26 protein-coding genes are annotated in these 25,999 nt (G+C 72.7%); 17 read left to right on the forward strand and 9 right to left on the reverse strand.

Features of this window, described 5'->3' with window-relative positions; translation table 11 throughout:
• The first annotated feature begins 34 nt into the window (after positions 1-34).
• Positions 35-1,420, forward strand: a complete 1,386-nt coding sequence (locus FHY05_RS06705; protein WP_183943626.1) for a M17 family metallopeptidase — start codon at positions 35-37, stop codon at positions 1,418-1,420.
• A gap of 106 nt (positions 1,421-1,526) precedes the next feature.
• On the opposite strand, the gene tpiA is transcribed toward FHY05_RS06705, so the two are convergent.
• Positions 1,527-2,273, reverse strand: a complete 747-nt coding sequence (gene tpiA / locus FHY05_RS06710) for a triose-phosphate isomerase (RefSeq protein WP_183943627.1) — start codon at positions 2,271-2,273, stop codon at positions 1,527-1,529.
• A gap of 109 nt (positions 2,274-2,382) precedes the next feature.
• On the opposite strand from tpiA, the gene FHY05_RS06715 reads away from it, so the two are divergent.
• Both FHY05_RS06715 and FHY05_RS06720 read left to right on the forward strand, forming a co-directional pair.
• Entirely contained in the window at positions 2,383-4,314 is a 1,932-nt protein-coding gene (locus tag FHY05_RS06715) for a peptidylprolyl isomerase (RefSeq protein WP_183943628.1), read from the forward strand.
• Positions 4,298-5,806, forward strand: a complete 1,509-nt coding sequence (locus FHY05_RS06720) for a chorismate-binding protein (protein ID WP_311732387.1) — start codon at positions 4,298-4,300, stop codon at positions 5,804-5,806. The genes FHY05_RS06715 and FHY05_RS06720 overlap by 17 nt, the downstream gene beginning before the upstream one ends.
• 200 nt (positions 5,807-6,006) lie before the next feature.
• Here FHY05_RS06720 and FHY05_RS06725 read toward each other — a convergent pair whose 3' ends face one another.
• A complete protein-coding gene (locus tag FHY05_RS06725) occupies positions 6,007-6,438 on the reverse strand; it encodes a hypothetical protein (RefSeq protein ID WP_183943630.1) in 432 nt (143 codons plus the stop codon).
• A 159-nt stretch (positions 6,439-6,597) separates the two neighbouring features.
• Here FHY05_RS06725 and FHY05_RS06730 point away from each other — a divergent pair, with 159 nt between their 5' ends.
• Genes FHY05_RS06730 through lexA form a run of 6 tightly spaced genes read left to right on the forward strand, consistent with a single transcriptional unit; the run spans position 6,598 to position 11,347 of the window.
• Positions 6,598-7,188 (forward strand): aminodeoxychorismate/anthranilate synthase component II, encoded by a 591-nt coding sequence (locus FHY05_RS06730; protein WP_183943631.1) that lies wholly within the window; start codon positions 6,598-6,600, stop codon positions 7,186-7,188.
• Entirely contained in the window at positions 7,185-8,180 is a 996-nt protein-coding gene (gene trpD, locus FHY05_RS06735) for an anthranilate phosphoribosyltransferase (RefSeq protein ID WP_183943632.1), read from the forward strand. Before FHY05_RS06730 ends, trpD begins: the two co-directional genes overlap by 4 nt.
• Positions 8,177-8,962, forward strand: coding sequence for an indole-3-glycerol phosphate synthase TrpC (gene trpC / locus FHY05_RS06740; RefSeq protein WP_183943633.1), 786 nt, complete (start codon positions 8,177-8,179; stop codon positions 8,960-8,962). The genes trpD and trpC overlap by 4 nt, the downstream gene beginning before the upstream one ends.
• A 1-nt stretch (position 8,963) precedes the next feature.
• The gene (gene moaC, locus FHY05_RS06745; protein WP_183943634.1) at positions 8,964-9,431 is read left to right on the forward strand and encodes a cyclic pyranopterin monophosphate synthase MoaC; all 468 of its coding nucleotides are present in this window, start codon (positions 8,964-8,966) and stop codon (positions 9,429-9,431) included.
• Positions 9,431-10,624 carry a molybdopterin molybdotransferase MoeA gene (locus FHY05_RS06750; RefSeq protein ID WP_183943635.1) on the forward strand — a complete coding sequence of 398 codons (1,194 nt, stop codon included), beginning with the start codon at positions 9,431-9,433 and terminating at the stop codon, positions 10,622-10,624. Before moaC ends, FHY05_RS06750 begins: the two co-directional genes overlap by 1 nt.
• A gap of 57 nt (positions 10,625-10,681) precedes the next feature.
• The gene (gene lexA / locus FHY05_RS06755; protein WP_183943636.1) at positions 10,682-11,347 is read left to right on the forward strand and encodes a transcriptional repressor LexA; all 666 of its coding nucleotides are present in this window, start codon (positions 10,682-10,684) and stop codon (positions 11,345-11,347) included.
• A gap of 83 nt (positions 11,348-11,430) precedes the next feature.
• Here lexA and FHY05_RS06760 read toward each other — a convergent pair whose 3' ends face one another.
• Complete coding sequence (locus FHY05_RS06760) at positions 11,431-13,587, reverse strand: ComEC/Rec2 family competence protein (protein ID WP_260181338.1); 2,157 nt, start codon at positions 13,585-13,587, stop codon at positions 11,431-11,433.
• 104 nt (positions 13,588-13,691) lie between these two features.
• On the opposite strand from FHY05_RS06760, the gene gltX reads away from it, so the two are divergent.
• From gltX to FHY05_RS06780, 4 genes are all read left to right on the forward strand, one after another.
• A complete protein-coding gene (gltX, locus tag FHY05_RS06765; protein ID WP_183943638.1) occupies positions 13,692-15,116 on the forward strand; it encodes a glutamate--tRNA ligase in 1,425 nt (474 codons plus the stop codon).
• Positions 15,117-15,129: 13 nt separating this feature from the next.
• On the forward strand, positions 15,130-16,413 hold the full coding sequence (gene gltA, locus FHY05_RS06770; RefSeq protein WP_183943639.1) for a citrate synthase: 1,284 nt from the start codon (positions 15,130-15,132) through the stop codon (positions 16,411-16,413).
• 4 nt (positions 16,414-16,417) lie between these two features.
• Entirely contained in the window at positions 16,418-16,615 is a 198-nt protein-coding gene (locus FHY05_RS06775) for a hypothetical protein (RefSeq protein WP_183944056.1), read from the forward strand.
• A gap of 369 nt (positions 16,616-16,984) precedes the next feature.
• Positions 16,985-17,167: a hypothetical protein gene (locus FHY05_RS06780; protein ID WP_183943640.1), complete on the forward strand. Its 183-nt coding sequence runs from the start codon at positions 16,985-16,987 to the stop codon at positions 17,165-17,167.
• 195 nt (positions 17,168-17,362) lie between these two features.
• Here the strand turns inward: FHY05_RS06780 and FHY05_RS06785 are convergent, their stop codons facing one another.
• The 6 genes from FHY05_RS06785 to FHY05_RS06810 form a co-directional block, all read right to left on the reverse strand.
• Positions 17,363-18,700: a L,D-transpeptidase family protein gene (locus FHY05_RS06785; protein WP_311732389.1), complete on the reverse strand. Its 1,338-nt coding sequence runs from the start codon at positions 18,698-18,700 to the stop codon at positions 17,363-17,365.
• A 14-nt stretch (positions 18,701-18,714) separates the two neighbouring features.
• Positions 18,715-18,963 carry a hypothetical protein gene (locus FHY05_RS06790; RefSeq protein ID WP_183943641.1) on the reverse strand — a complete coding sequence of 83 codons (249 nt, stop codon included), beginning with the start codon at positions 18,961-18,963 and terminating at the stop codon, positions 18,715-18,717.
• A 640-nt stretch (positions 18,964-19,603) separates the two neighbouring features.
• Positions 19,604-20,371 (reverse strand): flagellar basal body L-ring protein FlgH, encoded by a 768-nt coding sequence (flgH, locus tag FHY05_RS06795; RefSeq protein WP_183943642.1) that lies wholly within the window; start codon positions 20,369-20,371, stop codon positions 19,604-19,606.
• Between the two features lie 16 nt (positions 20,372-20,387).
• On the reverse strand, positions 20,388-20,804 hold the full coding sequence (flgA, locus tag FHY05_RS06800; protein WP_183943643.1) for a flagellar basal body P-ring formation chaperone FlgA: 417 nt from the start codon (positions 20,802-20,804) through the stop codon (positions 20,388-20,390).
• 47 nt (positions 20,805-20,851) lie between these two features.
• The gene (flgG, locus tag FHY05_RS06805; RefSeq protein WP_183943644.1) at positions 20,852-21,637 is read right to left on the reverse strand and encodes a flagellar basal-body rod protein FlgG; all 786 of its coding nucleotides are present in this window, start codon (positions 21,635-21,637) and stop codon (positions 20,852-20,854) included.
• A gap of 35 nt (positions 21,638-21,672) precedes the next feature.
• Complete coding sequence (locus tag FHY05_RS06810) at positions 21,673-22,419, reverse strand: flagellar hook-basal body complex protein (protein WP_183943645.1); 747 nt, start codon at positions 22,417-22,419, stop codon at positions 21,673-21,675.
• 208 nt (positions 22,420-22,627) lie between these two features.
• Between FHY05_RS06810 and FHY05_RS22425 the strand changes: the two genes are divergently transcribed.
• From FHY05_RS22425 to FHY05_RS06830, 4 genes are read left to right on the forward strand one after another with little or no spacing between them, the layout of a single operon-like run.
• Positions 22,628-23,125 (forward strand): flagellar basal body-associated FliL family protein, encoded by a 498-nt coding sequence (locus tag FHY05_RS22425; RefSeq protein WP_311732390.1) that lies wholly within the window; start codon positions 22,628-22,630, stop codon positions 23,123-23,125.
• Positions 23,122-24,417 (forward strand): flagellar motor switch protein FliM, encoded by a 1,296-nt coding sequence (gene fliM / locus FHY05_RS06820; protein WP_260181367.1) that lies wholly within the window; start codon positions 23,122-23,124, stop codon positions 24,415-24,417. Before FHY05_RS22425 ends, fliM begins: the two co-directional genes overlap by 4 nt.
• A complete protein-coding gene (locus FHY05_RS06825) occupies positions 24,414-25,043 on the forward strand; it encodes a hypothetical protein (protein WP_183943646.1) in 630 nt (209 codons plus the stop codon). Before fliM ends, FHY05_RS06825 begins: the two co-directional genes overlap by 4 nt.
• Positions 25,040-25,894, forward strand: coding sequence for a MotE family protein (locus FHY05_RS06830; RefSeq protein WP_183943647.1), 855 nt, complete (start codon positions 25,040-25,042; stop codon positions 25,892-25,894). The genes FHY05_RS06825 and FHY05_RS06830 overlap by 4 nt, the downstream gene beginning before the upstream one ends.
• Positions 25,895-25,999: the final 105 nt, after the last annotated feature.

Consider the following 25,999-nt stretch of genomic DNA (forward strand, 5'->3'; position numbering starts at 1 on the left):
TGCGCAGGGGGCCGAGTCCTGCTTTGGTCGCGCGATGACCGATCTCACCGCGCTCCTCCAGCCCGATCGCGGCCAGCCCGCGCGGCTGCTCCACGTCCTCCACCCTGACGCCTATGACGCCTGGCTCGCCACCCAGCCGGCGCGCGCGCGCGCCGCCGCGGCGGCGGCGCGCGTGACGGGCAAGGCGGGCGACCGCGCGATCCTGCCCGGCGACGGTGCGGAGGACTGGGCGGCGCTGCTGGTGTGCGACGACGAGCCGGCGTCGCCGTGGCGGATCGCCTCGCTCGGCGAGTCCCTGCCGGAGGGCACGTACCGGCTCGCCGGAGCGACCCCGCTCGGCGCGGCGGGGCTCGGCTGGCTGCTCGCGCAGCACCGCTTCGGACGCTACCGCAAGCCCGAGCCGGCGCGGCCGCGCGTGCTGCTCACACCCGACGTCGGCGCGATCGACGAGACGATCCGGCTCGCTGCCGCGACCGCGCGCGTGCGCGACCTGGTCGACACCGGCGCGAGCGACCTCGGACCCGCCGAGCTGGAGGCAGAGGCGGACGCGCTGGCCCGCGCGCACGGCGCGACCGTCACCGTCACGCGCGGTGACGCACTCGCCGCCGGCTACCCGATGATCCACGCGGTCGGGCGGGCGGCGACGCGCGAGCGCGCGCCGCGGCTGATCGAGCTGCTGTGGGGCGATCCTGCGCACCCGCGCGTGGCCCTCGTCGGCAAGGGCGTGTGCTTCGACTCAGGCGGGCTCGACATCAAGCCGTCGGCGGGCATGCGGCTGATGAAGAAGGACATGGGCGGCGCCGCGCACGCCCTGGCACTGGCCGGGCTGGTGATGCAGGCGCGGCTGCGGGTGCGGCTCCACGTGCTGATCCCGGCGGTGGAGAATGCGATCTCCGGCAGCGCCTTCCGCCCGGGCGACGTGCTTCGGACCCGGCTCGGCCTCACCGTGGAGAACACCAACACCGATGCCGAGGGCCGGCTGATCCTGGGCGACGCGCTCGCGCGCGCGGTGGAGGATTCGCCCGACCTGCTGATCGACTTCGCGACGCTGACCGGCGCCGCTCGCGTCGCGCTCGGCCCCGACCTGCCCGCGACCTTCGTGCAGGACGAGGCGCTCGCCGCCGAGCTGCTCGGCGCGGGCGAGGCGGTGCGCGACCCGCTGTGGCGGCTTCCCCTGTGGAACGGCTACGACGAGATGCTCAAGTCGGACGTCGCCGACCTGGTCAACGCGCCCGACGGCGGCTTCGCGGGAGCGATCACCGCGGCGCTGTTCCTGCGCCGCTTCGTGCCCGCGACGCTGCCCTGGGCGCATCTCGACACCTTCGCCTGGCGCCCCACCGCCAAGTCGGCGCGCCCCCGTGGGGGCGAGGCCTACGGCTTGCGCGCCGCCTACGCGCTGCTGAAGGCGCGATTCGGCTAAGGTGAGCGCGCGCGGGCGCAGCCGTGCCATGCCCGTCTCGCGTCATGATATCGTATCTCGGACTTGGTCCCTCCCCCAGCGGAAGTGTAGCGCGCCGCTTCCCGCGCTACACTTCCGCCGCGGCGGCGATGATCGGCACGAACTTGGCGGCGGTGAGGCTCGCGCCGCCGACCAGCGCACCGTCGACGTCGGGAGTCGCGAGGATCGCGCGCGCGTTGTCGCCGGTGACCGAGCCGCCGTAGAGGATCCGCACGCCGCCGGCGGCGTCGCCGATCAGCTTGCGCATCTTGGCGCGCGCGATCGCGTGGATCGCGGCGATGTCCTCGAGCGTCGGGGTCGCGCCGGTGCCGATCGCCCAGCGCGGCTCATAGGCGAGCGTCAGCCAGTCGCCCGCGGCATTCTCGGGCAGCGACTTCTCTATCTGCGCCTGCACCACGCGTTCGGCGCGGCCGGCGTCGCGCTCCGCGCCGGTCTCGCCGCAGCACAGGATCACCTGCAAGCCCCGGCGATGCGCCGCGGCCGCCTTGGCCCAGGCATCCTGGCTGGTCTCATGCTGGTCGTGGCGCCGCTCGGAATGGCCCACGATGGTGAAGCGCGCGCCCGCCTCGCTGACCATCGCGGCCGAGACGCAGCCGGTGTGCGCGCCGCTGTCGGCCTCGTGCACGTCCTCGGCGCCGATCATCAGCGCGGGCACACGCTCGGCCGCGGGCGCGATCAGGGTGAAGGGCACCGCCACCATCACGTCCACCGCAGGGGTGGCGGCGGCGGCGGCGGCGATCGCCTCGAGCTCGCCCAGCGCGGCGCGGCTGCCGTTCATCTTCCAGTTGCCGGCGACCAGCTTCCGACGAGTCATCCCGCTCCCCTTCTCGTTTCGGACCCGCGATAACCGGCCTCGCGGCTTGATGCCACCTCGGCTTGTCCCTAGGACGCGGCGTTCTCCTTGATCCGGTCCCCGCTCGCTTATGCTCACCTTCTTCCGCGGCATCATCCACTCCAAGGTCGGCGTGATCGTCACCTTCGGCGTCCTGATCGTCATCGCGCTGGCCTTCGCCGCGGGCGACGTGACCGGGCTGGCGAGCAGCACCGGGCTGGTCGGCCACCCGATCGCGAGCGTCGGCGGCGAGAGCGTCACCGCCGCGGACGTCCGCCAGCAGGCACGTGACGAGCTCACCCAGGCGCGGCAGGAGCAGCCGACGCTCGACATGGCACAGTTCGTCCAGCTCGGCGGGCTCGACGCGGTGATCAACCGCAACGTCAGCGCGCTCGCGCTCGAGACCTTCGGTCGCGATCAGGGCATGCGCGTTAGCCGCGCGCTGATCGGCAGCGAGCTCAAGGCGATCCCCGCCTTCGCGGGCGCGACCGGCCAGTTCGACCAGCAGGCCTATGAGCGGCTGATCGCGCAGCGCGGCTTCACCGACGCGCAGGTGCAGGCGCAGTTCGCACGCCAGATCATGGTGCAGTTCCTCACCCAGCCGACGATCGGCGCGCATCAGGTGCCGCAGCAGCTCGCGCTCACCTACGCCTCGCTGCTGCTCGAGCGCCGCACCGGGCAGGTCGCGTTCGTGCCGGCAGCGCCGACCGGCGCCGCGCCGAGCGACGCCGAGGTGCAGCAATGGTATCAGCGCAACATCGCGCGCTACACCACGCCCGAGCGGCGCGTGATCCGCTACGCCGTCGTCGGGCCGCAGCAGGTCGCCGGCCAGGTGACCCCGAGCGACGCCGAGGTGCAGAAGGCCTATGACGCCGCGAGATCGACCTACGCGCCCAAGACGCTGCGCGACGTCACGCTGGTGACCGTACTCGACGAGAAGGCGGCGGGTGCGCTCGCCGCGAAGGTCAAAGCGGGCACGCCGCTCGCCGCCGCGGCGCGCGCCGCCGGACTGGAGCCGCGCTCGATCACCGGCGTCGACCAGGGCGCGCTCGCGTCGCAGACCTCGCCCGCGGTCGCGCAGGCGATCGCGGCCGCGGCGAGCGGCGCGGTCGTGGGCCCGGTGCGCGGCGCGATCGGCTTCGTCGTCGCGCGCGTCGACAAGGTCACCCAGGATCCCGGCAAGACGCTGGCACAGGCGCGCGACGAGCTGGTCACGCAGCTGCGCGCGAGCAAGACCAAGGCGGCGATCGGCGCGATCCGCGACAAGGTCGACGACTCGCTCGCCGACAACGCCAACATCAGCGAGGTGGTCAACGACCAGAAGCTCAGCGCGCAGAGCACGCCGGCGCTGCTGCAGAACGGCACCAACCCCGATCAGCCGCAGACCCCGGCCGACCCGGGCATGACGCCGATCGTCGCCGCCGCCTTCGCCGCCGAGGAAGGCGACACGCCGACCACGGTCAATCTCGGCGAGGACGGCAGCTTCGCGGTGGTCGCGCTCGACCGCGTGGTCCAGCCGACGCCGGTGCCGCTCGCCGCGGCGCGTGCGCGAGTCGTGGCCGACCTCACCGCTGACCGCGCGGCGAAGGCGGCGCAGCAGGCGGCGAGCGCGCTCGTGACGAGGGTCAACGCCGGGGCCGCATTGCCCGCGGCACTGTCGGCCGCCGGGGTGAAGGCGCCGCCCGTGCAGCCGATCAGCGCGTCGCGCGGCGAGATCACCGCCCGCGGCCAGGTCAACCCGGTGCTCGCCGCGCTCTTCGGCATGGCGTCGGGCAGCGCGCGCGCGGTGCCATCGCCCGACGGCAAGGGCTGGCTGGTGCTCAAGCTCGACCAGGTCGTGCCGGGTGACGCGCGCAAGCAGCCGCCGCTGATCCAGGCCACCCGCGTCGACCTCGGCCGCGCGATCGGCCCCGAGTACGCGCAGCAGTTCGCCAATGCGGTGGCCAAGCTGCAGGGCGCCAAGCGCTTCGACGACGCGATCGCGCAGCTCAAGCAGGACCTGGTCGGTGGCGGCGCGCAATAGCGGCGCCGCGGCACGTGCCGCGCTGGCGGAGGGCCGCCCCGCGCTGGTGTGGCGTCGCCGCATCGCCGACACCGAGACGCCGGTCGCGGCAGCGCTCAAGCTCATCGAGCCAGGCCGCGGCGACTTCCTGCTCGAATCGGTCGAGGGCGGCGCGGTGCGCGGGCGCTACAGCCTGATCGGGCTCGCCCCCGATCTGGTGCTGCGAGCACAGGGCGAGCGCGCCGAGATCAACCGCGACTGGCTCGACGACCGCACCCGCTTCGCGCCCTGCGCCGAGCCGACGCTGGCGGCGCTGCGCGAATTGGTGGCCAGCATCCGCATGGACGTGCCCGCCGAGCTGCCCGGCGCGCTCGCCTGCCTCGTCGGCTATTTCGGCTATGAGACGGTGGGACTGGTCGAGAAGCTGCCCGCCGCGCCGGTCGACCCGCTCGGCCTGCCCGACCTGATGTTCGTCCGTCCGACCGTGGTGCTGGTGTTCGACCGCCTCGCCGACGCGCTGTTCCTCGTCGCGCCGGTCTGGCCCGGGGAGGATGAGCCGGACACGATCGTGGCGCGCGCGGCGGAGCGGCTCGACTCCGTCGAGGCGCGGCTGGCGCACGGCACGCTGCCCGCCCCCGTGCGGACCGAAGCGGCCGAGCTCGTGCTCGCGCCGGTGCTGCCCGCGGGACGCTACGGCGAGATGGTCGCGGCGGCGAAAGACTATATCGCCGCGGGCGACATCTTCCAGGTGGTGCTGGCGCAGCGCTTCACCGCACCCTTCCCGCTCCCGGCCTTCGAACTGTACCGCGCGCTGCGACGGATCAACCCGTCGCCCTTCCTCTACCATCTCGACCTGCCCGGCTTCGCGCTGACGGGCTCAAGCCCCGAGATCCTGGTGCGCGCGCGCGACGGCGAGGTGACGATCCGCCCGATCGCCGGCACGCGTCCGCGCGGCCGTACCGCGGCGGAGGACGCCGCCAACCGCGACAGCCTGCTCGCCGACCCGAAGGAGCGCGCCGAGCACCTCATGTTGCTCGACCTCGGTCGCAACGACGTCGGTCGCGTTGCAGCGGCGGGGACGGTGCAGGTGACGGACAGCTACGGGATCGAGTTCTACAGCCACGTCATGCACATCGTCTCGAACGTCGTGGGCCGGCTCGATCCCCGGCACGACGCGATCGACGCGCTGTTCGCTGGCTTCCCCGCGGGGACCGTGAGCGGCGCGCCCAAGGTGCGTGCCTGCCAGATCATCGCCGAGCTCGAGGCGGAGAAGCGCGGCGCCTATGCCGGCGGGGTCGGCTATTTCTCGCCCGACGGCTCGATGGACTCGTGCATCGTGCTGCGCACCGCGGTCGTGAAGGACGGCATGATCCACGTCCAGGCCGGCGCGGGCATCGTCGCGGACAGCGACGCCGAGTCCGAGCAGCGCGAGTGCGAGGCCAAGTCGGGCGCGCTCCTCGCCGCCGCGCGCGAGGCGATCCGTCAGGCGAGCGAGCCGGGGTTCGGGCAATAACAGGCTGACCAGCGGTCAAGCGAGCGCTCGAGGCGCGTCGCTACCAAGCAGCGCCCCCACGAGGTCGTCGGCATCGCGGCCCCGCGCCGGCATCCATGGCGCCCCTCATGCAGCATCTGTCGCGCTTCGCGACAGATGGATCCAGGCTCAAGGCCGGGATGATGGCTGGTATAGGACGGAGCAGCGCCCCTGGGCGGGCGTCACCGCCCGCCGGGGATCATCGAGTCGTTCTTCTCGGCGGCGCGCTTCTCCGCGGCGAAGGCATTGTTGATCGCGAGCGCGCACCCCGACTGCCCGGCGCTGCCGACCGGCGAACAACTGTCCGGCACACCGCCGTTGACCCGGCTGGCGCGGTCGGCGACCGCCACGCGGTTGGTCCAGGCCTGGTTCTTCGCGGCGGGCTCGGCGGTGTTGCGCAGCTCCTTGGGAATGCGGAACTGCTCGTCGGGGTTGATGCGGCTGCACACCACCACCTCGTCGCCCTGCGCCTTGGGGCATTGCTCGTTGCCCGAGAGGGTGACGCTGCGCACGCGCTGCGGCGTCCGCCCCGTATCCCCCGCGCTCTCGGTCTGCCCCGCGGCGGCGAGCGGCAGCGCGACACCGGCGACCATCACGACTAGCGTACGCAGCATCGACCTTCTCCTCGCTCACCACAACGCGTGCCGGCGCCGCTGGCTCCGCCCGGCTGATGACCCCGCTATGTCGAATGTTTGCCACCGCGCAAGAATCCTTTCGCCACCGCCGCGCTGCGGCGTGTTGCGATGCGCCCCGCATCGGTTATGGCACTCGGCATGATCCTGGTGGTCGACAATTACGATAGCTTCACCTGGAACCTGGTCCATTACGTCATGGAGCTGGGCGCCGAGGTGCGCGTGGTGCGCAACGACGAGCTGACCGCGGCCGAGGCGCTGGCGAGCGGCGCGCACGCGATCCTCATCTCGCCGGGGCCGTGCACTCCCAACGAGGCCGGGATCAGCCTCGAGCTGGTCGCCGCCTGCGCGGAGGTGCGGCGACCCTTGTTCGGCGTCTGCCTCGGCCACCAGGCGATCGGCCAGCATTTCGGCGGCCGGGTCGTGCGCGGCGGGCTGATGCACGGCAAGACCTGCCCGGTCGAGCATGACGGGACCGGCGTGTTCGCGGCGCTCCCCTCGCCCTTCACCGCGACGCGCTACCATTCGCTGATCGTCACCGACGTTCCCGCCGCGCTCGTGGTCAACGCCACCGCGGCGGATGCCTCGGTGATGGGACTGCGCCACCGCGAGCTGCCGATCCACGGCGTGCAGTTCCACCCCGAGAGCATCGCCACCGAGCACGGCCACGCGCTGATAGCCAATTTCCTCCGCTTGGCCGGCATCGACCATCGCGCGCGGGCCGCGGCGTGACGACGCTCAGGCTGCTGCCCGACCCGGCCTCGCCGCTGTCGCGCGAGAGTGCGGCCGAGGCCTTCGCCGACATTCTCGACGCGCGCGCGAGCGAGGAGGCCATCGCCGATTTCCTGCTCCAGCTGGCCTTGCGCGGCGAGACCAGCATCGAGATCGCCGAGGCGGCGCGCGCGCTGCGCGAGCGGCTGATCCCGATCACCGCGCCACCGGGTGCGATCGACGTCTGCGGCACCGGCGGCGACGGCCAGCACACGCTCAACGTCTCGACCGCGGTGAGCCTGGTCGTGGCGGCGTGCGGGGTGCCCGTCGCCAAGCACGGGAACCGCGCCGCCTCCTCGAAGGCCGGCGCGGCCGACACGCTCGAGGCGCTCGGGCTCGACATGGAGCGCGCCGGCGCGCAGGCGGAGGCGACGCTGCGCGACCTGGGCATCTGCTTCCTGTTCGCGGGCAACCACCACCCGGCGATGCGGCGCATCACCCCCATCCGTCGCAGGGTCGGGCGCCGCACCATCTTCAACCTCATGGGCCCGCTCGCCAACCCGGCGCATGTCACGCGCCAGCTGATCGGCATCGCTCGGCCCGACTATGCCCCGATCTACGCCGAGGCGCTCGAGCAGCTCGGCAGCGAGGCGGCGCTGGTCGTCGCCGGCGAGGAGGGGCTCGACGAGATCTCCGGCGCCGGCCCGACGCAGGTGGTCTCGATCGGCGCGGTGGCGCTGCCGGCGCGGATCACGCCCGAGGACGCCGGGGTCGCGCGTCACCCGACGCTCGCGATCCGCGGCGGCGACCCGGCCTATAACGCGCTCGCGCTGCGCCAGTTGCTCGGCGGCGAGCGCGGCGCCTACCGCGACGCGGTGCTCGTCAACGCCGCCGCGGCGCTGGTGCTCGCCGGCCGCGACGCTTCCCTCACCGACGGTGCCGCCCGCGCCGCCGAGGCGCTCGACCGCGGCGACGCGGGCGCGCTGCTCGACCGCTGGATCGCCTACGCATGACCATCCTCGCCGAGATCTGCGCCGCCAAGCGCGAGGACGTGCGCGCGCGCCGTGCCGCCGTGAGCGACAGCGAGCTGGGCATTCGCGCCGCCGCTCAGACCGCCCCGCGCGGCTTCCGCGCGGCGCTGGAGCGGAGCGTCGCCGCCGGGCGGCACGCGCTGATCGCCGAGATCAAGCAGGCCAGCCCCTCGAAAGGGCTGATCCGCGAGGACTTCGACCCGCCGGCGCACGCCCGCGCTTATGCCGACGGGGGCGCCTCGTGCCTCTCGGTGCTGACGGACGCGCCCTATTTCCAGGGGCACGAGGAGTATCTGATCGCGGCGCGCGCGGCCTGCGACCTGCCGGTGCTGCGCAAGGACTTCACCGTCGACCCGTGGCAGGCGCTGGAGGCGCGCAGCATCGGCGCCGACGCGATCCTGCTGATCGTCGCCGCGCTCGACGACACGCTGCTCGCCGAGTGCGAGGCCGCCGCGATCGAGCAGGGTCTCGACGTGCTGGTCGAGGTGCACGACGCCGCCGAGCTGGAGCGCGCGGCACGGCTGCGCTCGCGGCTGATCGGGGTCAACAACCGCGACCTGCGCACCTTCGAGGTCGACGTGCGGCGCAGCTGGGAGCTGGCCGAGCGCGCGCCTCCGGGCACATTGCTGGTCGCGGAGAGCGGGCTGAGCACGCGCGCCGATCTCGACTCGCTCGCAGGCCGCGGCGTCCACTGCTTCCTGATCGGCGAGGCGCTGATGCGCCAAACCGACGTGGCCGCGGCGACCCGCGCCTTGGTCGGCTGAGATGGCCGGGCTCACCCACCTCGACGACGCCGGTGCCGCGCACATGGTTGACGTCGGCAGCAAGCAGGTGACGCGGCGCGAGGCGGTGGCGACCGGGCGGATCGACATGACGCCGGACGCGGCCGCGGCGATCCGTGACGGCGCGGTCGTCAAGGGCGACGTGCTCGCGGTCGCGCGCGTCGCCGGAATCATGGCGGCCAAGCGCACCAGCGAGCTCGTCCCGCTCTGCCACCCGCTGCCGCTCAGCCGCGTCGCGCTCGATCTCACGGTCGACCACGCCGGCGTCACCGCGACCGCGACCGTCGCGACCGACGGCAAAACCGGGGTGGAGATGGAGGCGCTCACCGCGGTGTCGGTCGCGCTGCTCACCGTCTACGACATGGCCAAGGCGATCGACAAAGCCATGCTGATCGGCGGCGTGCGCCTGCTCGCCAAGCGCGGCGGCCGCTCGGGCGACTGGCGCGCCTGATGGCGCCGCCGCCGTCTTCCACGCTGCTGGCAGTCGCGGAGGCGCAGGCACGCGTACTCGCGCTCGGCACGCCGGTCGAAGCGGTGGAGGTGCCGCTCGCCGACGCGCTCGGACGATGGGCCGCGGCGCCGGTGGTGGCGCGGCGCACGCAGCCGGCCCGAGACGTCTCGGCGATGGACGGCTATGCGCTCCGCTACGCTGACCTGCCCGGCCCCTTGCGCGTCGTCGGCGAGAGCGCGGCGGGCGCACCCTTCGTGGGCGAGCTCGCGCCGCGCGAGGCGGCGCGGATCTTCACGGGCGCGGTGATGCCCGCGGGCAGCGATACGGTGCTCGTTCAGGAGGAGGCGCGGCGCGACGGCGACCGCGTCGAGCTCGCGGGTGACGGCCCGGCACACCGGGGACGCAACGTGCGCGCGCGCGGGCTCGACTTCGCCGAGCGCGACGTGCTCGTCGCGCGCGGCGAGCGTTTCACCCCCGCCCGGCTCGCCGTGGCGGCGACCGGAGGGGTGAGCCGCGTCATAGTCGCTCGCCCGGTGCGCGTCGCACTCGTCGCGACCGGCGACGAACTGGTCGAGCCCGGGACGCCGGGCGAGGCGCTGCCCGAGTCCAACCGGCTGCTGCTGCGCGCGCTGCTCGCCGACACCGGCGCGGAGATCGTCGATCTCGGCATCCTGCCGGATCGCCTCGACGCGCTTACCCGGGCCTTCGCCGCGGTCGACGCCGACGTGCTCGTCACCACCGGCGGCGCGTCGGTCGGCGACCGTGACCTGGTACGGCCGGCGCTGGAGGCGGCGGGGATAACGCTCGATTTCTGGCGCATCGCGCTGCGCCCGGGCAAGCCGATGCTGGCGGGGCGACGCGGCGGCCTGACCGTCGTCGGACTGCCGGGCAACCCGGTCTCGGCCTTCGTCACCGCGCTGCTCTTCGTCCGCCCGCTGGTGGCGCATCTCGCTGGGGCCGCGGACCCGTTCCCCGCGCCGACGAGCGCGATCCTCGGCGAAGACCTTGCCGCCAACGGCGAGCGCAGCGACTATCTGCGCGCCGAGCTGCGCGACGGTCGGGCCTATGCCTCGACGATCCAGGACAGCTCGATGCTGCGCACCCTGGCGCGCTCGACCTGCCTGATCGTGCGGCCGCCGCACGCTCCGGCGGCGCGCGCGGGCGACTCGGCGGAAATCCTCGTCATCGCTTGACGAGGCCTGTCGTGTTCCATAAAGGTTCCGCATCCGTTCGCGAATGGGAGTGTGGACATGCTGACGCGCAAACAGCACGAGCTGATCTGCTTCATCGAGGATCGGCTCGCCGAGAGCGGCGTGTCGCCCTCGTTCGAGGAGATGAAGGACGCACTCGAGCTGAAGAGCAAGTCGGGTGTCCACCGGCTGATCAGCGCGCTCGAGGAGCGCGGCTATCTCCGCCGCTTGCCCAATCGCGCGCGCGCGCTGGAGGTACTCAAGGCGCCCGAGCGCGGCGAACCCAAGCGCGCCGCCGCACCGGCCAAGCGCGCCGCGGCCGTGCCGGCGGTACCGGCCAACGATATCGTCGAGATCCCGCTGCACGGGCGTATCGCCGCCGGCGTGCCGATCGAGGCGTTCGAGGGCGCGACCACCCTCCCCGTTCCCGCCGCCCTGCTCGGCAGCGGCGAGCACTTCGCGCTTGAGGTGGCGGGTGACTCGATGGTCGATGCCGCCATCCTCGATGGCGACTATGCGCTGATCCGCCGTCAGGAGGTGGCGCGCGACGGCGAGATCGTGGTGGCGCTGATCGACGAGAGCGAGGCGACGCTCAAGTATTTTCGTCGCGAGGGCGCGATGATCCGGCTCGACCCGGCGAACCGCTCCTACGACCCGCAGCGCTACGCGCCGACCCAGGTTCGTGTTCAGGGCAAGCTGGCGGGCATCCTGCGCCGCTACGACTGAGCGTTCGGCGGCTTCCCAGGCGCTACGGGGAAGCGGCGGGTCGCTCGCGCTTCCTCGCAGGCCGCCTCGCGCCCGTGCCGACGTCAGCGGGCGCTCGGCGGATCGCGCCGTTCGCCAGCGCATGGCGGGGCCCAGGCACGCGCGCGACAGCGTTCGTGGGGCCGGACACCGACGCGCGCGGGAGCCTGCGGCGATGTTCCCTCTGCGGTGACCCACGGATGCTCGTCCCGCTCGCTCCGTACCGCCACTACGCGCTCGTTCGCGAAGGTGATCGCCACGCCGCCGGTGCGTGCCAGGGCAGTGCGGTCGAGCGTGAGCCAGCGCGCGCGGCAGCGGCGTGGCAGGCGGCGCTCGCTCACCACCACGTCGGCCGCGTTGCAGAGTCTCGTTAGCCGAGCAGCCGGCACCGTGTAGCCGCTTCGGGTTGCCAGCACACGCCGCCACCGCCCGGCGACGCGACGCTGCCACCAGCAGAGATCGCGATTGCAGCGCGCCTCGTTCGACTCGCTGAGCAGCCCCGGCACGCCGTCGATCCCGCCGTTCTGCGCCAGAGCGTCGCGGACATAGCCGCCCGCGCGATCACGCAGCAGCGCCAGCCCGCCGTCCGCCTGCCGCACCGCGAGGTGGCGCCCGTCCCCGGTGACGAGCAGGTCGGGCGCGGGCGTGGCCAGCGTCCATGCCGCGCCGATCGCGATCGGCGCCAGCCCGAGATAGCGCCACCGCGTCCGCCACAGGGTCAGCCAGATCCCACCCGCCACCATCGTCGCGAACGCGCCGAGCGGCATGGCCGGGATCGCCCGTACCGCGCCGGGCAGCGCGGCGACGGTGTGCGCGATCCACAGCAGCGACGCGATCGCGCGTCCGGCGACCCACCAGGCCGGCGCCCCCCAGCCGAGCGCGTCGAGCAGCAACGCGACCGCCACCGCGGGCATGATCGCGAAGGTGGTGAGCGGGATCGCGACGATGTTGGCGATCGCGCCGTACGCACCGGCCTGGTGAAAATAGAAGACCGCGATCGGCATCAGCGCGAGTTCGACCACCGCGCCGGTCACCAGCAGCGACGCCGCCTCGCGCAGCCATTTGCGCGGCCAGGGCTCGTCGCGCGCCAGCAGCGCGGCACGGACCCGGGGATGCTCGTGCAGCGCGACGATCGCGGCGACCGCGGCGAAGGAGAGCTGGAAGCTCGGCCCCACCACCGCCTCGGGCCAGGCGAGCAGCACCACCAGCGCGCCCATCGCTACCAGCCGGAGCGTCAGCGCCTCGCGCCCGAGCGCCAAGGCAGCGAGCACCATCAGCGCGGCCACGCAGCTGCGGATCGTCGGCACCTGCGAGCCGGTCAGCCAGGTGTACCCGATCGCGGCGACCGCTCCCGCCCCTGCCGCGACGAGCGGGAGCAGGCCGGTGAGCGCGAGCCGCCGCGACAGCGCCAGGAGGCGCAGCACCGCGGCCATCACGATCCCCACCGTCGCCGTGATATGCAGCCCGCTCACCGAGAGCAGGTGCGCCAGCCCGGCGCGACGCATCGCGAGCGAGTCGCCCTCGGCGATCGCGCCCATGTCGCCCGTGACCAGCGCCGCCGCGATCCCGCCGGCGCTGCCCGCGAGCGCGGCTGTGATATGCGCCGTGAGCCGGTCGCGCACGCCCGGCGCGCCGACCCCCCGCAGCGCGACGGGCGTGTAGCCGCGCCCGCTCGCGCCGACGCCGTCGAACCAGGCGGCGCGTGCCGCGTCATAGGCGCCGGGCACTGCCGGCGATGCGGGAGGCATCAGCCGCGCCCGCACCGTCATCGCCGCGCCCGTGCCCAGCGTCGCCGGCACGGCGCGTTGCGGCAGGCTGACACGCAAGCGGAGCGGCGCACGATGCGGCGACCGTTCCCAGTGCAGCGTCCCCAGTGTCACCCGCACCAGCCCGCGCGCGGGCAAGGGCTCGACCTTCTCCACCGTGCCAGCGAAGCGAACCACCGCGGGGCGGTCGAGCGCCGGCGTGGCGACTCGTCGCGCGCGCGTCCACGCCAGCGTGGTCCCTGTCGCGACCGCGAGCCCCAGCATCGCCGCGAACGGTGCCGCCCGGCCGCCGCGCCAGCTCGCCGCCGCGCTCGAGGCGATGCCGAGGGCGACCAGGATCAGCGCGACCCACTCGCGGCGTTCTGGCAACACGAACCACAGCGCCGCGCCCGCCCCCAGCGCCACCGGCAGCCAGAGGAATAGTTGGTCGCGCTCCGCTTCCAGCCAACGTTCCAAAGCGTTGCCCGCGCAGGACGCGATTTGATGCGGGAGAGAGGCTTTGCTAGGGGCGAGCGCGGCCGATCGAGCCATCCGACCATCCAGCCTGGGAGCACGCGCGCTTGAGCGCAACCGAGATCAATGAGCGCGCCGTCGTCACGCGCTTCGCCCCGTCACCGACCGGGTTCCTTCACCTGGGCGGCGCGCGCACCGCGTTGTTCAACCTTCTCTTCGCGCGCCACCACGGCGGCACCTTCCGTCTCCGGATCGAGGATACCGACCGCGCGCGCTCGACCCAGCCGGCGATCGAGGCCATCCTGAACGGCATGCGCTGGCTCGGCCTGGATTGGGACGGGGAGGAAGTCTATCAGTTCGCCCGCGCCGACCGTCACGCCGCGGTCGCGCACCGGATGATCGAGGCCGGCCACGCTTATCGCTGCTACCTCACCAGCGAGGAGCTGGACGCGATGCGCGCCGCGGCGCAGGCGGCCAAGCAGCCGCTGCGCATCCGCTCGCCGTGGCGCGATCGCACCGATTGGCCCGCCGACCAGTCCTATGTCGTCCGGCTGCGCGCACCGACGGAGGGCGCGACGACGATCCATGACCGGGTTCAGGGCGAGGTCACCGTCCAGAACGCGGAGCTCGACGACCTCGTCCTGCTGCGCTCGGACGGTACGCCGACCTATATGCTCGCGGTCGTCGTGGACGATCACGACATGGGGGTCACCCACGTGATCCGCGGCGACGACCATCTCAACAACGCCTTCCGCCAGCTGCCGATCTATCGTGCGATGGACGCGATCGAGGGGGGATGGCCCGACCCGGTCTACGCGCACATCCCGCTGATCCACGGCAGCGACGGCGCCAAGCTCTCCAAGCGTCACGGCGCGGTCGGGATCGAGGCCTATCGCGACGAGATGGGCATCCTGCCGGAGGCGCTCGACAACTACCTGCTGCGACTCGGCTGGGGCCACGGCGACGAGGAGATCATCGCGCGCGAGGACGCGGTGCGCTGGTTCGACCTCGACGCCGTGGGCAAGTCGCCGAGCCGCTTCGATCTCAAGAAACTCGAGCATCTCAACGGTCATTATATCCGCGCCAGCGACGACTCGCGGCTCGCCGACCTGGTCGCCGAGAAGCTGGGCCTCGACCGCGACGACACGCGCCGCGCCGTACTCGCCGCGGCGATGCCCGCGCTCAAGCCTCGCGCCGCCAACCTCAACGAGCTCGCCGACGGTACCGCGTTTCTGTTCGCAACGCGTCCGCTGGTGATCGATACCGAGGCCGCACCGCTGCTGGCGGGCGAGGCTCCGGCGCTGCTGGCGCGCCTGCACGCCGCGCTTGACGCGGTGCACAACTGGGATACGGAGACCATCGAAGCCGCGGTGCGGCAGGTGGCCGACGCGGCCGGGGTCAAGCTGGGGCAGGTCGCCCAGCCGCTCCGCGCCGCGCTCACCGGGCGCAGGACCTCGCCCGGCATCTTCGACGTACTCGTCCTTCTAGGGCGCGACGAGAGCCTGGCTCGGATCGCGGACCACCAAGCCTGACAGGAGATCATCCATGACCGAAGCAGCCCAGTTCGCCCTGTCGGGCAAGGAGCTCGAATATCCGGTGCTGTCGGGCTCGGTCGGCCCCGACGTGGTCGACATCCGCAAGCTCTACGCCCAGACCGGCGCCTTCACCTACGATCCCGGCTTCACCTCGACCGCCTCGTGCCAGTCCAAGCTGACCTATATCGACGGTGATCAGGGCATCCTGCTCCACCGCGGCTATCCGATCGGCGAGTTGGCCGAGCAGTCGAGCTTCATGGAAGTCTGCTACCTGCTGCTCAACGGCGAGCTGCCGGACCAGGGCGAGCTCGACCATTTCACCCATACGATCACGCGCCACACCATGGTGCACGAGCAGCTCGCGCAGTTCTTCCGCGGCTTCCGCCGCGACGCGCACCCGATGGCGATCATGTGCGGCGTCGTCGGCGCGCTCAGCGCCTTCTACCACGACTCCACCGACATCCACGATCCGCAGCAGCGCATGATCGCGTCGCACCGGCTGATCGCCAAGATGCCGACGATCGCGGCGATGGCCTATAAGTACAGCGTCGGCCAGCCCTTCCTCTACCCCGACAATTCGCTGAGCTACACGGGCAACTTCCTGAGGATGACGTTCGGCGTGCCGGCCGAGCCTTACGAGGTGAACCCCGCGGTCGAGCGCGCGATGGACCGGATCTTCATCCTGCATGCCGACCACGAGCAGAATGCCTCCACTTCGACGGTGCGGCTCGCCGGTTCGTCGGGTGCCAACCCGTTCGCCTGCATCGCGGCGGGCATCGCCTGCCTCTGGGGTCCCGCGCACGGCGGCGCCAACGAGGCCGCGCTCAACATGCTGCACGAGATCGGCACGCCCGAGCGCATCCCCGAGTTCATCGCTCGCGCCAAGGACAAGAACGACCCGTTTCGCCTGATGGGCTTCGGCCACCGCGTCTACAAGAACTACGACCCGCGCGCGACGGTGATGCAGAAGACCGTGCGCGAGGTCTTCGCGGCGCTCAACGTGCAGGATCCGCTGTTCGAGACCGCGCTGCGGCTCGAGGAGCTGGCGCTCAGCGACGATTACTTCATCGAGAAGAAGCTCTTCCCGAACGTCGACTTCTACTCGGGCGTGATCCTGTCGGCGATCGGCTTCCCGACCAGCATGTTCACCGTGCTGTTCGCGCTGGCGCGCACGGTCGGCTGGGTGGCGCAGTGGAACGAGATGATCACCGACCCCGACCAGAAGATCGGCCGCCCGCGCCAGCTCTACACCGGGCCGACCGAGCGCAGCTACGTCCCGCTGGGGCAGCGCTGAGCCGATGCGGGTCCGACCGATCCTGATCGTGCTCGGCGTCGCGATGGCGCTGATGGGTGCGCTCTGGATCGGTCAGGGGCTGGGCTACGTCCACTGGCCGCGATCGAGTTTCATGCTCGATCAGCGGGTCTGGGCCGATTACGGCAGCGCGCTCGCGGTCGCCGGGCTGTTGTTGATCCTGCTGGCACGCCGACTGCGCTAACCCCTCGGCCGCTGTCAGGGAGCGGTCACCTCGCGCAGACGCGCGCGGCACAACACCTCGAGCGGCCGTCAGGGTCGTCGTCGCGACCTCGCTGGCGAGAGCGCCGCAAGGACGATGATGCGCGCGGTCGGCGTGCTCGGCCCCACCTAATGTCCGCCGGGTCGCCACCTCCAGCGATGAGGCACCTCTCCTCCGCGCTCGCGCCCGTGTCGGTGTTCCGCGACCCCGACGCTCTCGCCGCGATCGATCCCGTGGTGAACGCGCCGACGCTGGTGTTTGAGGACCAGACGCAGCTGGTCGCTCCGACGCTGATCCCGGCGTGTGCGGGGCGCCTCACCCCCTCGCCGAGCGTCACCTCGGGCCCCGGCGATGAGCGACGATGTGACGGCGCGGCGGGTGATCGGCGTGACGTTGCCCGCCTGCGAGAAGCCCATGCAGATCGCCGATGAGCGTCGCCTCCGTCCAGTCGAGTGGCAGCGCCAGCCTTCGTTCGAGCGCCTTCAGGCGCCGCTGATCGCGGCCTACACCCTGCTCGACTTCTGCTCGGTCTGAAAAAACGAATGGCTCGCCGAGCGCCGACCGTCTCGGGCCGACATACCGCGGCGATCGCCCGGCGATGGAAGAGAGATCGTGCCCCGCATCGTCACGCCGCGGCGCGCCCGCGCGGGCGGCACGGCCGCTGCGCGCCGCCGCGCTGCCCGCCTTCGTCGCGCATCCGGGCTGAGGCGCCTCCCGCCGACCGGCGCCTCAGCCGCCCGCGGCGTCGCGGCCGTAGACGTCGTCGCGGAACGCCACCTGAGCCCGGCTCTCGGTCGCGGTGAGATAGGTCAGATAGACCGGTACGGGTACTTGGAGCGCCACCGCCTGTTCCGGGTCGCGCGTCGACGCGGGTAGCGGGCGACCCGTCAGCCAGCGGGCCAGCACCGGCGCGTTCTCCAGCCTTATGCAGCCGTTGCTGAGGTGGCGGTCGTCGCGCTCGAGCAGCTCGCGGTCGGGCGTATCGTGAAGGTAGATGCCCTCCTCGTTGGGGAAGAGGAACTTGACCCGTCCCATCGAGTTGCCGCGCCCCGGCAGCTCGCGCAGCCGGATCTCGCGGGTCCCGGCCGCAACCGCGTGCCAGTCGATCGCGCTCGCGGGCAGCGGCCGCGCCGCCGCGCTCCAGTCGCTCAGCGCTTCCATCCGCAGCGAGGCGAGCGAGCGGCCCGCCAGCACCTTGGGCGCGACGCTCTTGCGCGCGAGATAGGTCGGCACGTTCCAGTAAGGATTGACGATCGCCCACTGCACCACGCCGGCGAGCAGCGGCGTCTGAGTCTCGCGCGCGCCCACCACCACCTTCATCGTGCCGGCCTGACGGCCCGCCTCATAATACCACAGCCGCCCCGACGAGGCGTCGACGACGATATGTCGTGTCCACGGCCCCGGCAGCACGCGCGCGCGCTCGAGGTTGCGCCGCAACCTCTGCTCTTCCGCGCGGCCGACGCCGTCGCGGCGGGCGCGCGCGACCAGTGCGCGAAGGCGCACGTAGTGCGGGCTCATCCACTCCATGCCGGTGACATAGCCGGCGAACGAGCGCGGGAAGCTCGCGGCGCGCAACACCGCCTCCGCTCTGGGTCGCTTCGGCTTGAGCGTGGCGTCCGCCCAGATCATCCCCACCTCGCGCGGACGGCGCTGGTCGCGGACGTAGCGCGTGAACGCCTTGGAGAGCGCCAGTTCGACGCGCGCGACGCTCTCGGCGTCACCGCGCTGGCGCGCGCCAGCGAGTTGAGCGCGCAGGTCGCGCGCGCCATAGGTCGAGCCGAGCCCGTCGAGGGCGGCCGTGTCGAGATCGTCGAGCAGCGAGTCCGCGGCGGGGCCGAGCCGGCCACCCGCGGCCCAGAGCGGCCGATAGCCGCGCTCGGCATAGACCCGCCCGATCCAGCCGCCGGCGCGCTCGCGCAGCGACGCGGCGACGGCGCGCTCGGCGGCGTCGCTCGCGGCGGCACGCGCCGGGGTCGGAGCGCCGACCGTCGCCCCCGCCGCGGCGCGGACGGGCGCGGCCGCGGCCAGCAGCAGCAGCGCCGCCGCTCCGTGCGCGACGCGCCTCACCCGCGTGCGAGCGATCAGCCGCGCTCTCCGCGACGGGTCGGTGCGGGCGGCGGAGGCGGCGGCGCCGGCGGCGCATAGGGGTGATAGATGCCGTCCGAGGTGTAATAACCGTCGACGATGCCGTCACCGTCGCGGTCGGCGGCACTGCTGCCGGCGACCGCGCCCGGCGGCGGCGGCGGGGGCAGCGGCGTGACCGGCTTCTTCGAACAGGCCGCGAGCATCGCCAGCCCGCAGGCGGCGATCAGGACGGTACCAACACGCATCATTTTCTCCCTTTTGACGCGACCGGTTCCCGTGTCGCGACGCTGACATTCCCTGTCCTCGCAGCAGCGCACGAGATGGAGGAGCGGTCATTAACCAAGCGACCAACGGAGCCGCCCGCGCGTCGACCCGTCGCGCCGTCGGGACGGCCGACCCCGGCGTCGGGGAAGCGTCGACCTATCTGGCCGCCAGCGCCATCCCGCGCGCGCGCGCGAGGCGGTGACGGAGTGACCGCGGCATCGGCCTGCAGGGAAGCGGCGACGGGCGGATCGGGATCCTCCCGGCGGTCGGCGCCGCATCGCGGCGGCGCGTCGCGCGATCGTCGGACGCGACGGCCGCGTGTCGTCGAGGCGTTCCGCCCGAGCGCATGCCAGCCTCGTTCGGCCACGGCTGGATCGGCTCGGCCGATCCGCGCGCGACGGCCGAGATCCACGTCAACGGAGCGAAGCGGGCGCCGCCGCCCGCGAACACGTCACCGTCACGCCCTCATAGAGGTCGTTCGCCGTCACCACGCGCGGTCGGGCGAGCGGCCATGATGGTCGACGCCGCCCCGACGGCCGGAACGCGCCGGGCCGCGGCATGGCCGGGTGTCGCTCACCTCCTCCCGAATAATCGACGGCGATGGGCCGTGCCCCGTCCAGCTCAGAACGGCGATATCGCCTCGATGACTTGCTGACCCCAGCGCGGTTGCTGCACGTCGGTGATCTGACCGCGGCCGCCGTAGCTGATCCGTGCGTCAGCGATCTGGCTGCTCAGCACGCTATTGTCGCGCGCGATGTCTTGTGGGCGGACGATGCCGCTGACGAGCAGCTGGCGCAGCTCGAAATTGACCCGGACCTCCTGATGCCCGCGGATCACGAGGTTGCCGTTGGGGAGCAAGCCCACCACCGTGGCGGCGACCACGGTGTTGATCTGCTCGCTGCGCGACGTGTTGCCCGTCCCGGTGCTGCCGGACGCGTTCTTGGTGTCGATCAGCGACGCCGGGTTAGCGCCCGCGGGCAGCACCTTCTTCAGCGTGTTCTCGAGCCCCAGGAAACTGGGCAGGCCCACACTGTCGTTGCCGCTGCGCGCGCGGCTCGACTTGTTGTCGAGCGTGGCGCTGTCGGCGATGCTGATGCGGACCGTGAGGATGTCGCCGACCTGCGAGGCGCGCTGGTCGTGGAAGAAGGCGCCCGCGCCGGTGCGGAACAGCGAGGCGCTGTTGCCCGGCTCCGTCATCGCCGCCGGGTCGCGGCCATATCGCGCCTGGTCGCCGAGCGAGGGGGTGACCGCCGGGGCGACCGGCGGCTCCGACGGCTCGATCCTCGGGGGCTTGCCGATCGCCTTGAGCCGCCCGACCGAGCCGCAGCCGGCGAGCAGCGGCACGATCGCGGCGAGCAGCAGGGCACCGCGGTAGGGCTGCAGTCTCATCACGCTCTTCCTTCCTTCAGCCGGCGACGATGACCCGGCCCGGCGCCTCGGCCCGGCCCGAGACCGTGCGTCTGGTCGAGTCGCAGATCACGCGCACCGGCTCACCCAGCGCGGCGGCATTGAGCGCCTGGCCCTCCGCGCTGATCGTCAGCGCGCCGCTGCGCAGCACGACCGTCACCGGCTCGCCGCGTCGGATCACCTGGGGCGCCCGCACGTCGCCCGCGCGCACCACCGCGCCGGCGGCGAGCCGACGCGCCGCGGCGCGACCGACGATGTTCGCCGCGGCCAGCGCGCCGCGCATCGGGGGCGGGTCGCCGGCTCCCCAGGCGCGCAGGTCGTCGACCCCGATCACCGCTCCCGCGGCGACCGGCTGCGCCAGCACGACCGTCGTCGCGGGCGCCCCTGACTGTGCGACCGCCGGTCCACTCGCCAACGCCAAGAGAGCGGCGACACGGCGCCCACGCCCGGTCCTCACCACGCTCACCGCAGCTGGGTCGTGGTGGCGAGCATCTCGTCGGCGGTCTTCACGATGCGGCTGTTCATCTCATAGGCGCGCTGGGCGCTGATCAGCGCGGTGATCTCAGCCACCGGGTTGACGTTCGACGCCTCGAGATAGCCCTGCTTGAGCGTGCCGAAACCAGGCTGACCCGGGTTCGCGACCGTCGGCTGGCCCGACGCCTCGGTCTCCTGGAACAGGTTGGAGCCGAGCGCCTCGAGCCCCGCCTCGTTGACGAAGGTGGCGAGGTCGAGCTGGCCGACATCCTGCAGCTGCACCTGATCGGCGAGCTTGACCTGGACGAGACCGGTCGCGCTGATCGAGACGTCGGTGGCGCCGTTCGGGATCGTGATGTCGGGCTGGACGCGGTAGCCGTCGGTCGTCACCACCTCGCCCTGGTCGGAGAGCTTGAACGCGCCCGACCGCGTGTAGGCGACTTCGCCGTTGGGTAGCGCGATACGGAAGTAGCCCTGGCCCAGGATCGCGATGTCGAACTTGCTCTTGCTCTCGGTGGTCGCGCCCTGCTCGAGCACGCGGTACACCCCCGCGGCGCGCACGCCGCTGCCGAGCTGGATGCCCGCGGGCACGCGCGTGCCGTCGGCGCTGGTCGCCGCGCCCGGTCGGCTCACCTGCTCGTACAACAGGTCCTCGAACTCGGGCCGCTGCCGCTTGAAGGCAGTGGTGTTCATGTTCGCGATATTGTTCGCGATGACGTCGACGTTGGTCTGCTGCGCCAGCATTCCGCTCGCGGCGATCGACAGGGAGCGCATGTTCGTTGTCCTGTTGTGGGAGGGGTCGGAGAAGATCAGTCGGGCTTTGCCAGCCGCGAGATCGCCAGCTTGCGCAGCGTGTCGATGTTGGCGGCGGCCTCGCTGGTGCGCTGGTAGGCGCGCAGCACCTCGATCATGTTGGTCGTCTCGATGATCGGCTGCACGTTCGAGCCCTCGACGCCGCCGCTGCGCAGGCGTGTCTCCGCCGCGGGCAGCAGCCGGCCGCCGGCGCCGGTGAGCAGACCGTCGCCGCGCTCGTTCACGCGCAACTCGTCGAACCGGGTCACAGCGAGCCGCGCGATCGGGCCGGCGCTGGTCGAGACGGTGCCGTCCTCGGCGATGGCGAGGCTGCCCTGCTCCTCCGGCGACACCGCGATACGGCGGCCGTTCTCGTCGAGCAGCGGCGCGCCGGAGGGCGTGCCCAGCTCGCCGCTGGTGAGCAGAGTGATGAAGCCCGCACGGGTGTACGCCGTCGCACCGCTCGCGTCCTCGACCGAGAGATAGCCCGGGCCGTCGATCATCACGTCGAGCGGGTTGCCGGTCGGCTGGAAGGCGCCGGCGCGCGTGTCATGGACCTGCCCGTAATCGAGCACGAAGGACAGCCGCTTGGCGTCCTCGATCGGGGCGCGGCGGACGCGCTCCACGTGTTCGCGGAAGACTTCCTGCGCGCGCTTGAAGCCGACCGTACTGCTGTTCGCCATGTTGTTGGCGGTGACGTCGAGCTGACGCCGCAGCGCGGCCTGATGGCTCAGCAGCACATAGGTGGATACGTCGGAACTCATCCGTCTCTCTCGCCCGTCCTTCTACGCTCCAGCGCCGCTGGCCAGCCGGCGCGGCCGAGCTCCGGCGCGGGCACCGCACCAAAAACCAGCGCGTCGCGGCAACCGCCCGAGGCTCGCCCCTATAATAGGACCAACCGCGCCGGGTGGTGGCTCACCGTCCGAAATCGCGCGGCCAAGCAAGAGGTATGACGTGGCAGAACGAGCCGACGTGTTGAGATTCGACCGGTCCCGCGGCACCGCGGCGGTGACGACGGACCCGCGCGACGAGCGACGTCGCGCGCTGCTGGCAGTGATCGTCGGCCTCGCGGCCCTCCTGGTCATCGGCGGCGGGCTGGCGCTCGCGGGCGTGTGGCCGTTCGGCGCGAGCGACACGGCCCAGCCGCCGAGCAGCCAGGCCGCCAGCGCGCGCTACGTCGACGTGCCCGCGATGGTGGTGACCCTGCGCAGCGCCGACGGGCGCCAGCATTTTCTCAAGCTGCACTTCGTCATCGTCGCCGCCGATACCGCTCAGGTCGGCAGGATCACCGCGGCGATGCCGCTGATCCTGGACACGCTGCAGTCGTTCCTCCGCGAGCTCCGCCCGGAGGATCTCAGCGGCTCGGCGGCGGTCTTCCGCGTGAAGGAGGAGATCGTCGTGCGCCTGCGCGACGCGCTCGGTCGCGACGGCGTGAGCGAGGTGCTCATCCAGGACCTGATCGAGCAATGACGACCGACCCCGACGGCCGCGGGTTCGGCCCCACCCCCGCCCCTTCACGCCCCGAGCGGGTCGGTTCGGCGCGGGCCGATCGAGCGGTCACCGAGAGGGCGGTGTCCACCGCGAGGCGGCCGGCCGACGCGCGCCCGGCGCCCGTCGGCGGGGCCGCCACGCCGGCGCCGGGGGGCGCCGTGAACGCGACGATGACGCCGCCCGCGTCGGCCACCACCGCGGCGGCGCCCCCGGCCGCGCCCGCATCGGCGACCGCCGCCGCTGCTCCGGCCCAGGTAGATGCGGCCGACGCTGCCGTGCCGCTGGCGGCGGCCGAGCCTGCCCGCGAGGACGTGCCGGACACGTTCGACCAGGCGAGCATCGACGCGCTGTTCGGCATCGAGAGCGCGCCGCGGCCGACGCGTCGCACCGGCCTGCGCGCGCTGATCGAGGCCGATGTCGCGAACCACGAGCGGCTGCCGATGCTGGAGGTGGTGTGCGAGCGCATGGTACGCACGCTCGGCACCAGCATGCGCAATCTCACCGCCGACTCGCTCGACGTCCATGCCGAACGGGTCAGCACGATGCGGTTCGCCGAGTTCATGAATCACCTGCCGCTGCCCGCGATGATCGGGGTCTTCCTCGCCAAGCAATGGGGCAATTACGGGCTGATGACGGTCGACTCCTCGCTCGTCTACGCCGTCGTCGATTCGCTGCTGGGCGGCCGTCGCGCGCCGAGCACGATGCGAATCGACGGCCGCGCCTTCACCGCGATCGAGACGCATCTCGTCGGGCGGATGATGCAGCAGACGCTGGACGATTTCGCCCAGTCGTTCGAGGCGATCGAACCCGTCGACTTCGCGCTCGAGCGGGTCGAGGTCACGCCGCGCTTCGCCGCCATCGCGGCGCCGACCAACCTCACCGCCGTGGCGAGCTTCCGCATCGACATGGAGGGCCGCGGCGGCCGCTTCCACCTGGTCCTTCCCCACGCCACGATCGAGCCCGTGCGCGAGAAGCTGATCGAGCGCTTCGTCGGCGAGAAGATGGGGCGCAACAGGATGTGGGAGAGCCATATCGCGGAGGAACTGCTGCACACCGAGGTGCAGGTCGACGCGATGCTGGGCGAGCGCGAGATGCGGATCGAGGACTATCTCGCGCTCAGCCCCGGACGCACGATCACGCTCGACCGTGCGCCCGAGGACGGGGTCGCGCTCGAGTGTCGCGGGGTCCCGCTCGCGGCGGGGACGATCGGCACGCACAGCGCGCTCGCCGCGGTCCGACTGAGCACCTCGATCGGCCAGGTGGCACCATGATCAATCTCTCCTTCGTCACCAATGTCATCACCTCGCTGTTCTGCGCCGCGGTGCTGGTACAGACGGTGCGGCTCTCGCACGCGGTGCACAAGCTTCGGCACGCCGGGCTGATCGAGGTGGTCGCCTCGCTCGAAACCGCGACCGAGACGTCGCAACGCGCGCTCGGCGACCTCACCAGGGTGCTGAGCGCGGAGGGGCCGCCGCTCGACGCCGCGGTGCGCGGCGCACGTGACCTGCGCGCGCAGCTCGCCGGGTTGCGCGACGAGCTGTCGCTGATGATCGACGTCGGCAACGGCGTCGCCGAGCGCATCCTGGCGGCGGCGAACGGCGCGCGCGGCGCGGGAGGCGCCGACGGGGCCGCTGCCGACGACGCGGTAGTGCCGGCCTCGCCCACCCCCCTCCACGCGGCGGACGGGCGCCGCGACGCGGGCGCGACGACCCCGCCACGGGTCGCCGGTTCACGCCAGGCGGAGAGGAAGGGCCGCGACGGCCAGGGCATCGCGCCCGCGGTGGTCGGCGCCAGCGATGCGCCGTCCTCGATCGGCGAGCACGGCCAGTCTGCCGACGGGAGGCGCGACCTCGCCGGCGCGCCGGCCAGCGCCGCTGCCGAGGAGCCTCAGTCATGACCCAGCCTGTCGTCCCTCCCGTCACCGCGCGCGGGCCCGTCGCTGCCCCGACAACCCCTCCTTCTCGCCAAGCCGCGTCCGCGCCGGCGCGTGGCTGGACCAAGCGGCTGCTGCGGCCCTCGCTCCTGACGCTCACCGCCGGCGCCGCGGCAGCCTCCACGATCGCGCATGCGGTGGCGGGCACGAGCGCGACCGAGGCGGTGAGCGACAATCGCTTCGGCAACGCCATCGCGCAGGGGATCAGCCAGCGCGACCAGGCGATCGCGCGGCGCAATCGTGCCGCGGAGCTGCGCGAGCAGAGCGCACTCGCGCTGGAGCAACGGGTCCAAGCCCAGCTCGGTGCCCGACGCGGCGATAGCGCGCGCGCGGACCAGGCGAGCGGCTACGGCGACGCGCCGCAGCCGATCGAGGACCTGGCGCGTGTCTACCAGACGATGAAGCCGAACCGCGCGGCGCCGGTCTTCGCCGCGCTCGACATCGACCTGCAGGCACAGGTCGCGCGACGGATGCGCGGCCGATCACTGGCGCTGATGATGGGGGCGATGACGCCGGCGGCCGCGCTGCGCCTCAGTACCGCGCTCGCCGGCCGCGCCGCGCCGGAGATGCCGATAGCCCAGCAGCGGGTCGCCAGCGCGGCCGGGATCGTGCTCCCGCCCGCCGTGCCGCGCGCGTCGTCGTCGCGCCCAGCCGCGGCGGTGACGCCGCTGCCGGCGCGCACCGGGCCGCCGCGCGTCGGTGCCGGCGCGCCGCGGGTGAGCCCCCCGCGCATCGCTGCGCCGCCGCTCGCGCCTGCTGACAACGCGGCGTCGACCGGGAGATCCGCGCCCCCGCCGGCACGGCCCGCGACCTAGGTCCGGTGCGCCGCGGTGAACCCTGGTGCCCGCCCTCCGACCGGGATCGACGCCGCCTCGACCGGCGAGCGGCTGACGCAGGGCAGTCGATCGCTGATCGGGAAA

Origin of the sequence: Sphingomonas sp. BK580 (assembly GCF_014194975.1) — a bacterium.
Classification (GTDB): domain Bacteria; phylum Pseudomonadota; class Alphaproteobacteria; order Sphingomonadales; family Sphingomonadaceae; genus Sphingomonas.

What these genes read in the sequence shown, in the direction of transcription:
- FHY05_RS06705 (WP_183943626.1), top strand. Translation starts at nt 35, where the DNA reads ATGACCGATCTCACCGCGCTCCTCCAGCCCGATCGCGGCCAGCCCGCG.
- tpiA (WP_183943627.1), bottom strand. Translation starts at nt 2,273, where the DNA reads ATGACTCGTCGGAAGCTGGTCGCCGGCAACTGGAAGATGAACGGCAGC.
- FHY05_RS06715 (WP_183943628.1), top strand. Translation starts at nt 2,383, where the DNA reads ATGCTCACCTTCTTCCGCGGCATCATCCACTCCAAGGTCGGCGTGATC.
- FHY05_RS06725 (WP_183943630.1), bottom strand. Translation starts at nt 6,438, where the DNA reads ATGCTGCGTACGCTAGTCGTGATGGTCGCCGGTGTCGCGCTGCCGCTC.
- FHY05_RS06730 (WP_183943631.1), top strand. Translation starts at nt 6,598, where the DNA reads ATGATCCTGGTGGTCGACAATTACGATAGCTTCACCTGGAACCTGGTC.
- trpC (WP_183943633.1), top strand. Translation starts at nt 8,177, where the DNA reads ATGACCATCCTCGCCGAGATCTGCGCCGCCAAGCGCGAGGACGTGCGC.
- moaC (WP_183943634.1), top strand. Translation starts at nt 8,964, where the DNA reads ATGGCCGGGCTCACCCACCTCGACGACGCCGGTGCCGCGCACATGGTT.
- FHY05_RS06750 (WP_183943635.1), top strand. Translation starts at nt 9,431, where the DNA reads ATGGCGCCGCCGCCGTCTTCCACGCTGCTGGCAGTCGCGGAGGCGCAG.
- lexA (WP_183943636.1), top strand. Translation starts at nt 10,682, where the DNA reads ATGCTGACGCGCAAACAGCACGAGCTGATCTGCTTCATCGAGGATCGG.
- gltA (WP_183943639.1), top strand. Translation starts at nt 15,130, where the DNA reads ATGACCGAAGCAGCCCAGTTCGCCCTGTCGGGCAAGGAGCTCGAATAT.
- FHY05_RS06775 (WP_183944056.1), top strand. Translation starts at nt 16,418, where the DNA reads ATGCGGGTCCGACCGATCCTGATCGTGCTCGGCGTCGCGATGGCGCTG.
- FHY05_RS06780 (WP_183943640.1), top strand. Translation starts at nt 16,985, where the DNA reads ATGAGCGACGATGTGACGGCGCGGCGGGTGATCGGCGTGACGTTGCCC.
- FHY05_RS06790 (WP_183943641.1), bottom strand. Translation starts at nt 18,963, where the DNA reads ATGCGTGTTGGTACCGTCCTGATCGCCGCCTGCGGGCTGGCGATGCTC.
- flgH (WP_183943642.1), bottom strand. Translation starts at nt 20,371, where the DNA reads ATGAGACTGCAGCCCTACCGCGGTGCCCTGCTGCTCGCCGCGATCGTG.
- flgG (WP_183943644.1), bottom strand. Translation starts at nt 21,637, where the DNA reads ATGCGCTCCCTGTCGATCGCCGCGAGCGGAATGCTGGCGCAGCAGACC.
- FHY05_RS06810 (WP_183943645.1), bottom strand. Translation starts at nt 22,419, where the DNA reads ATGAGTTCCGACGTATCCACCTATGTGCTGCTGAGCCATCAGGCCGCG.
- fliM (WP_260181367.1), top strand. Translation starts at nt 23,122, where the DNA reads ATGACGACCGACCCCGACGGCCGCGGGTTCGGCCCCACCCCCGCCCCT.
- FHY05_RS06825 (WP_183943646.1), top strand. Translation starts at nt 24,414, where the DNA reads ATGATCAATCTCTCCTTCGTCACCAATGTCATCACCTCGCTGTTCTGC.
- FHY05_RS06830 (WP_183943647.1), top strand. Translation starts at nt 25,040, where the DNA reads ATGACCCAGCCTGTCGTCCCTCCCGTCACCGCGCGCGGGCCCGTCGCT.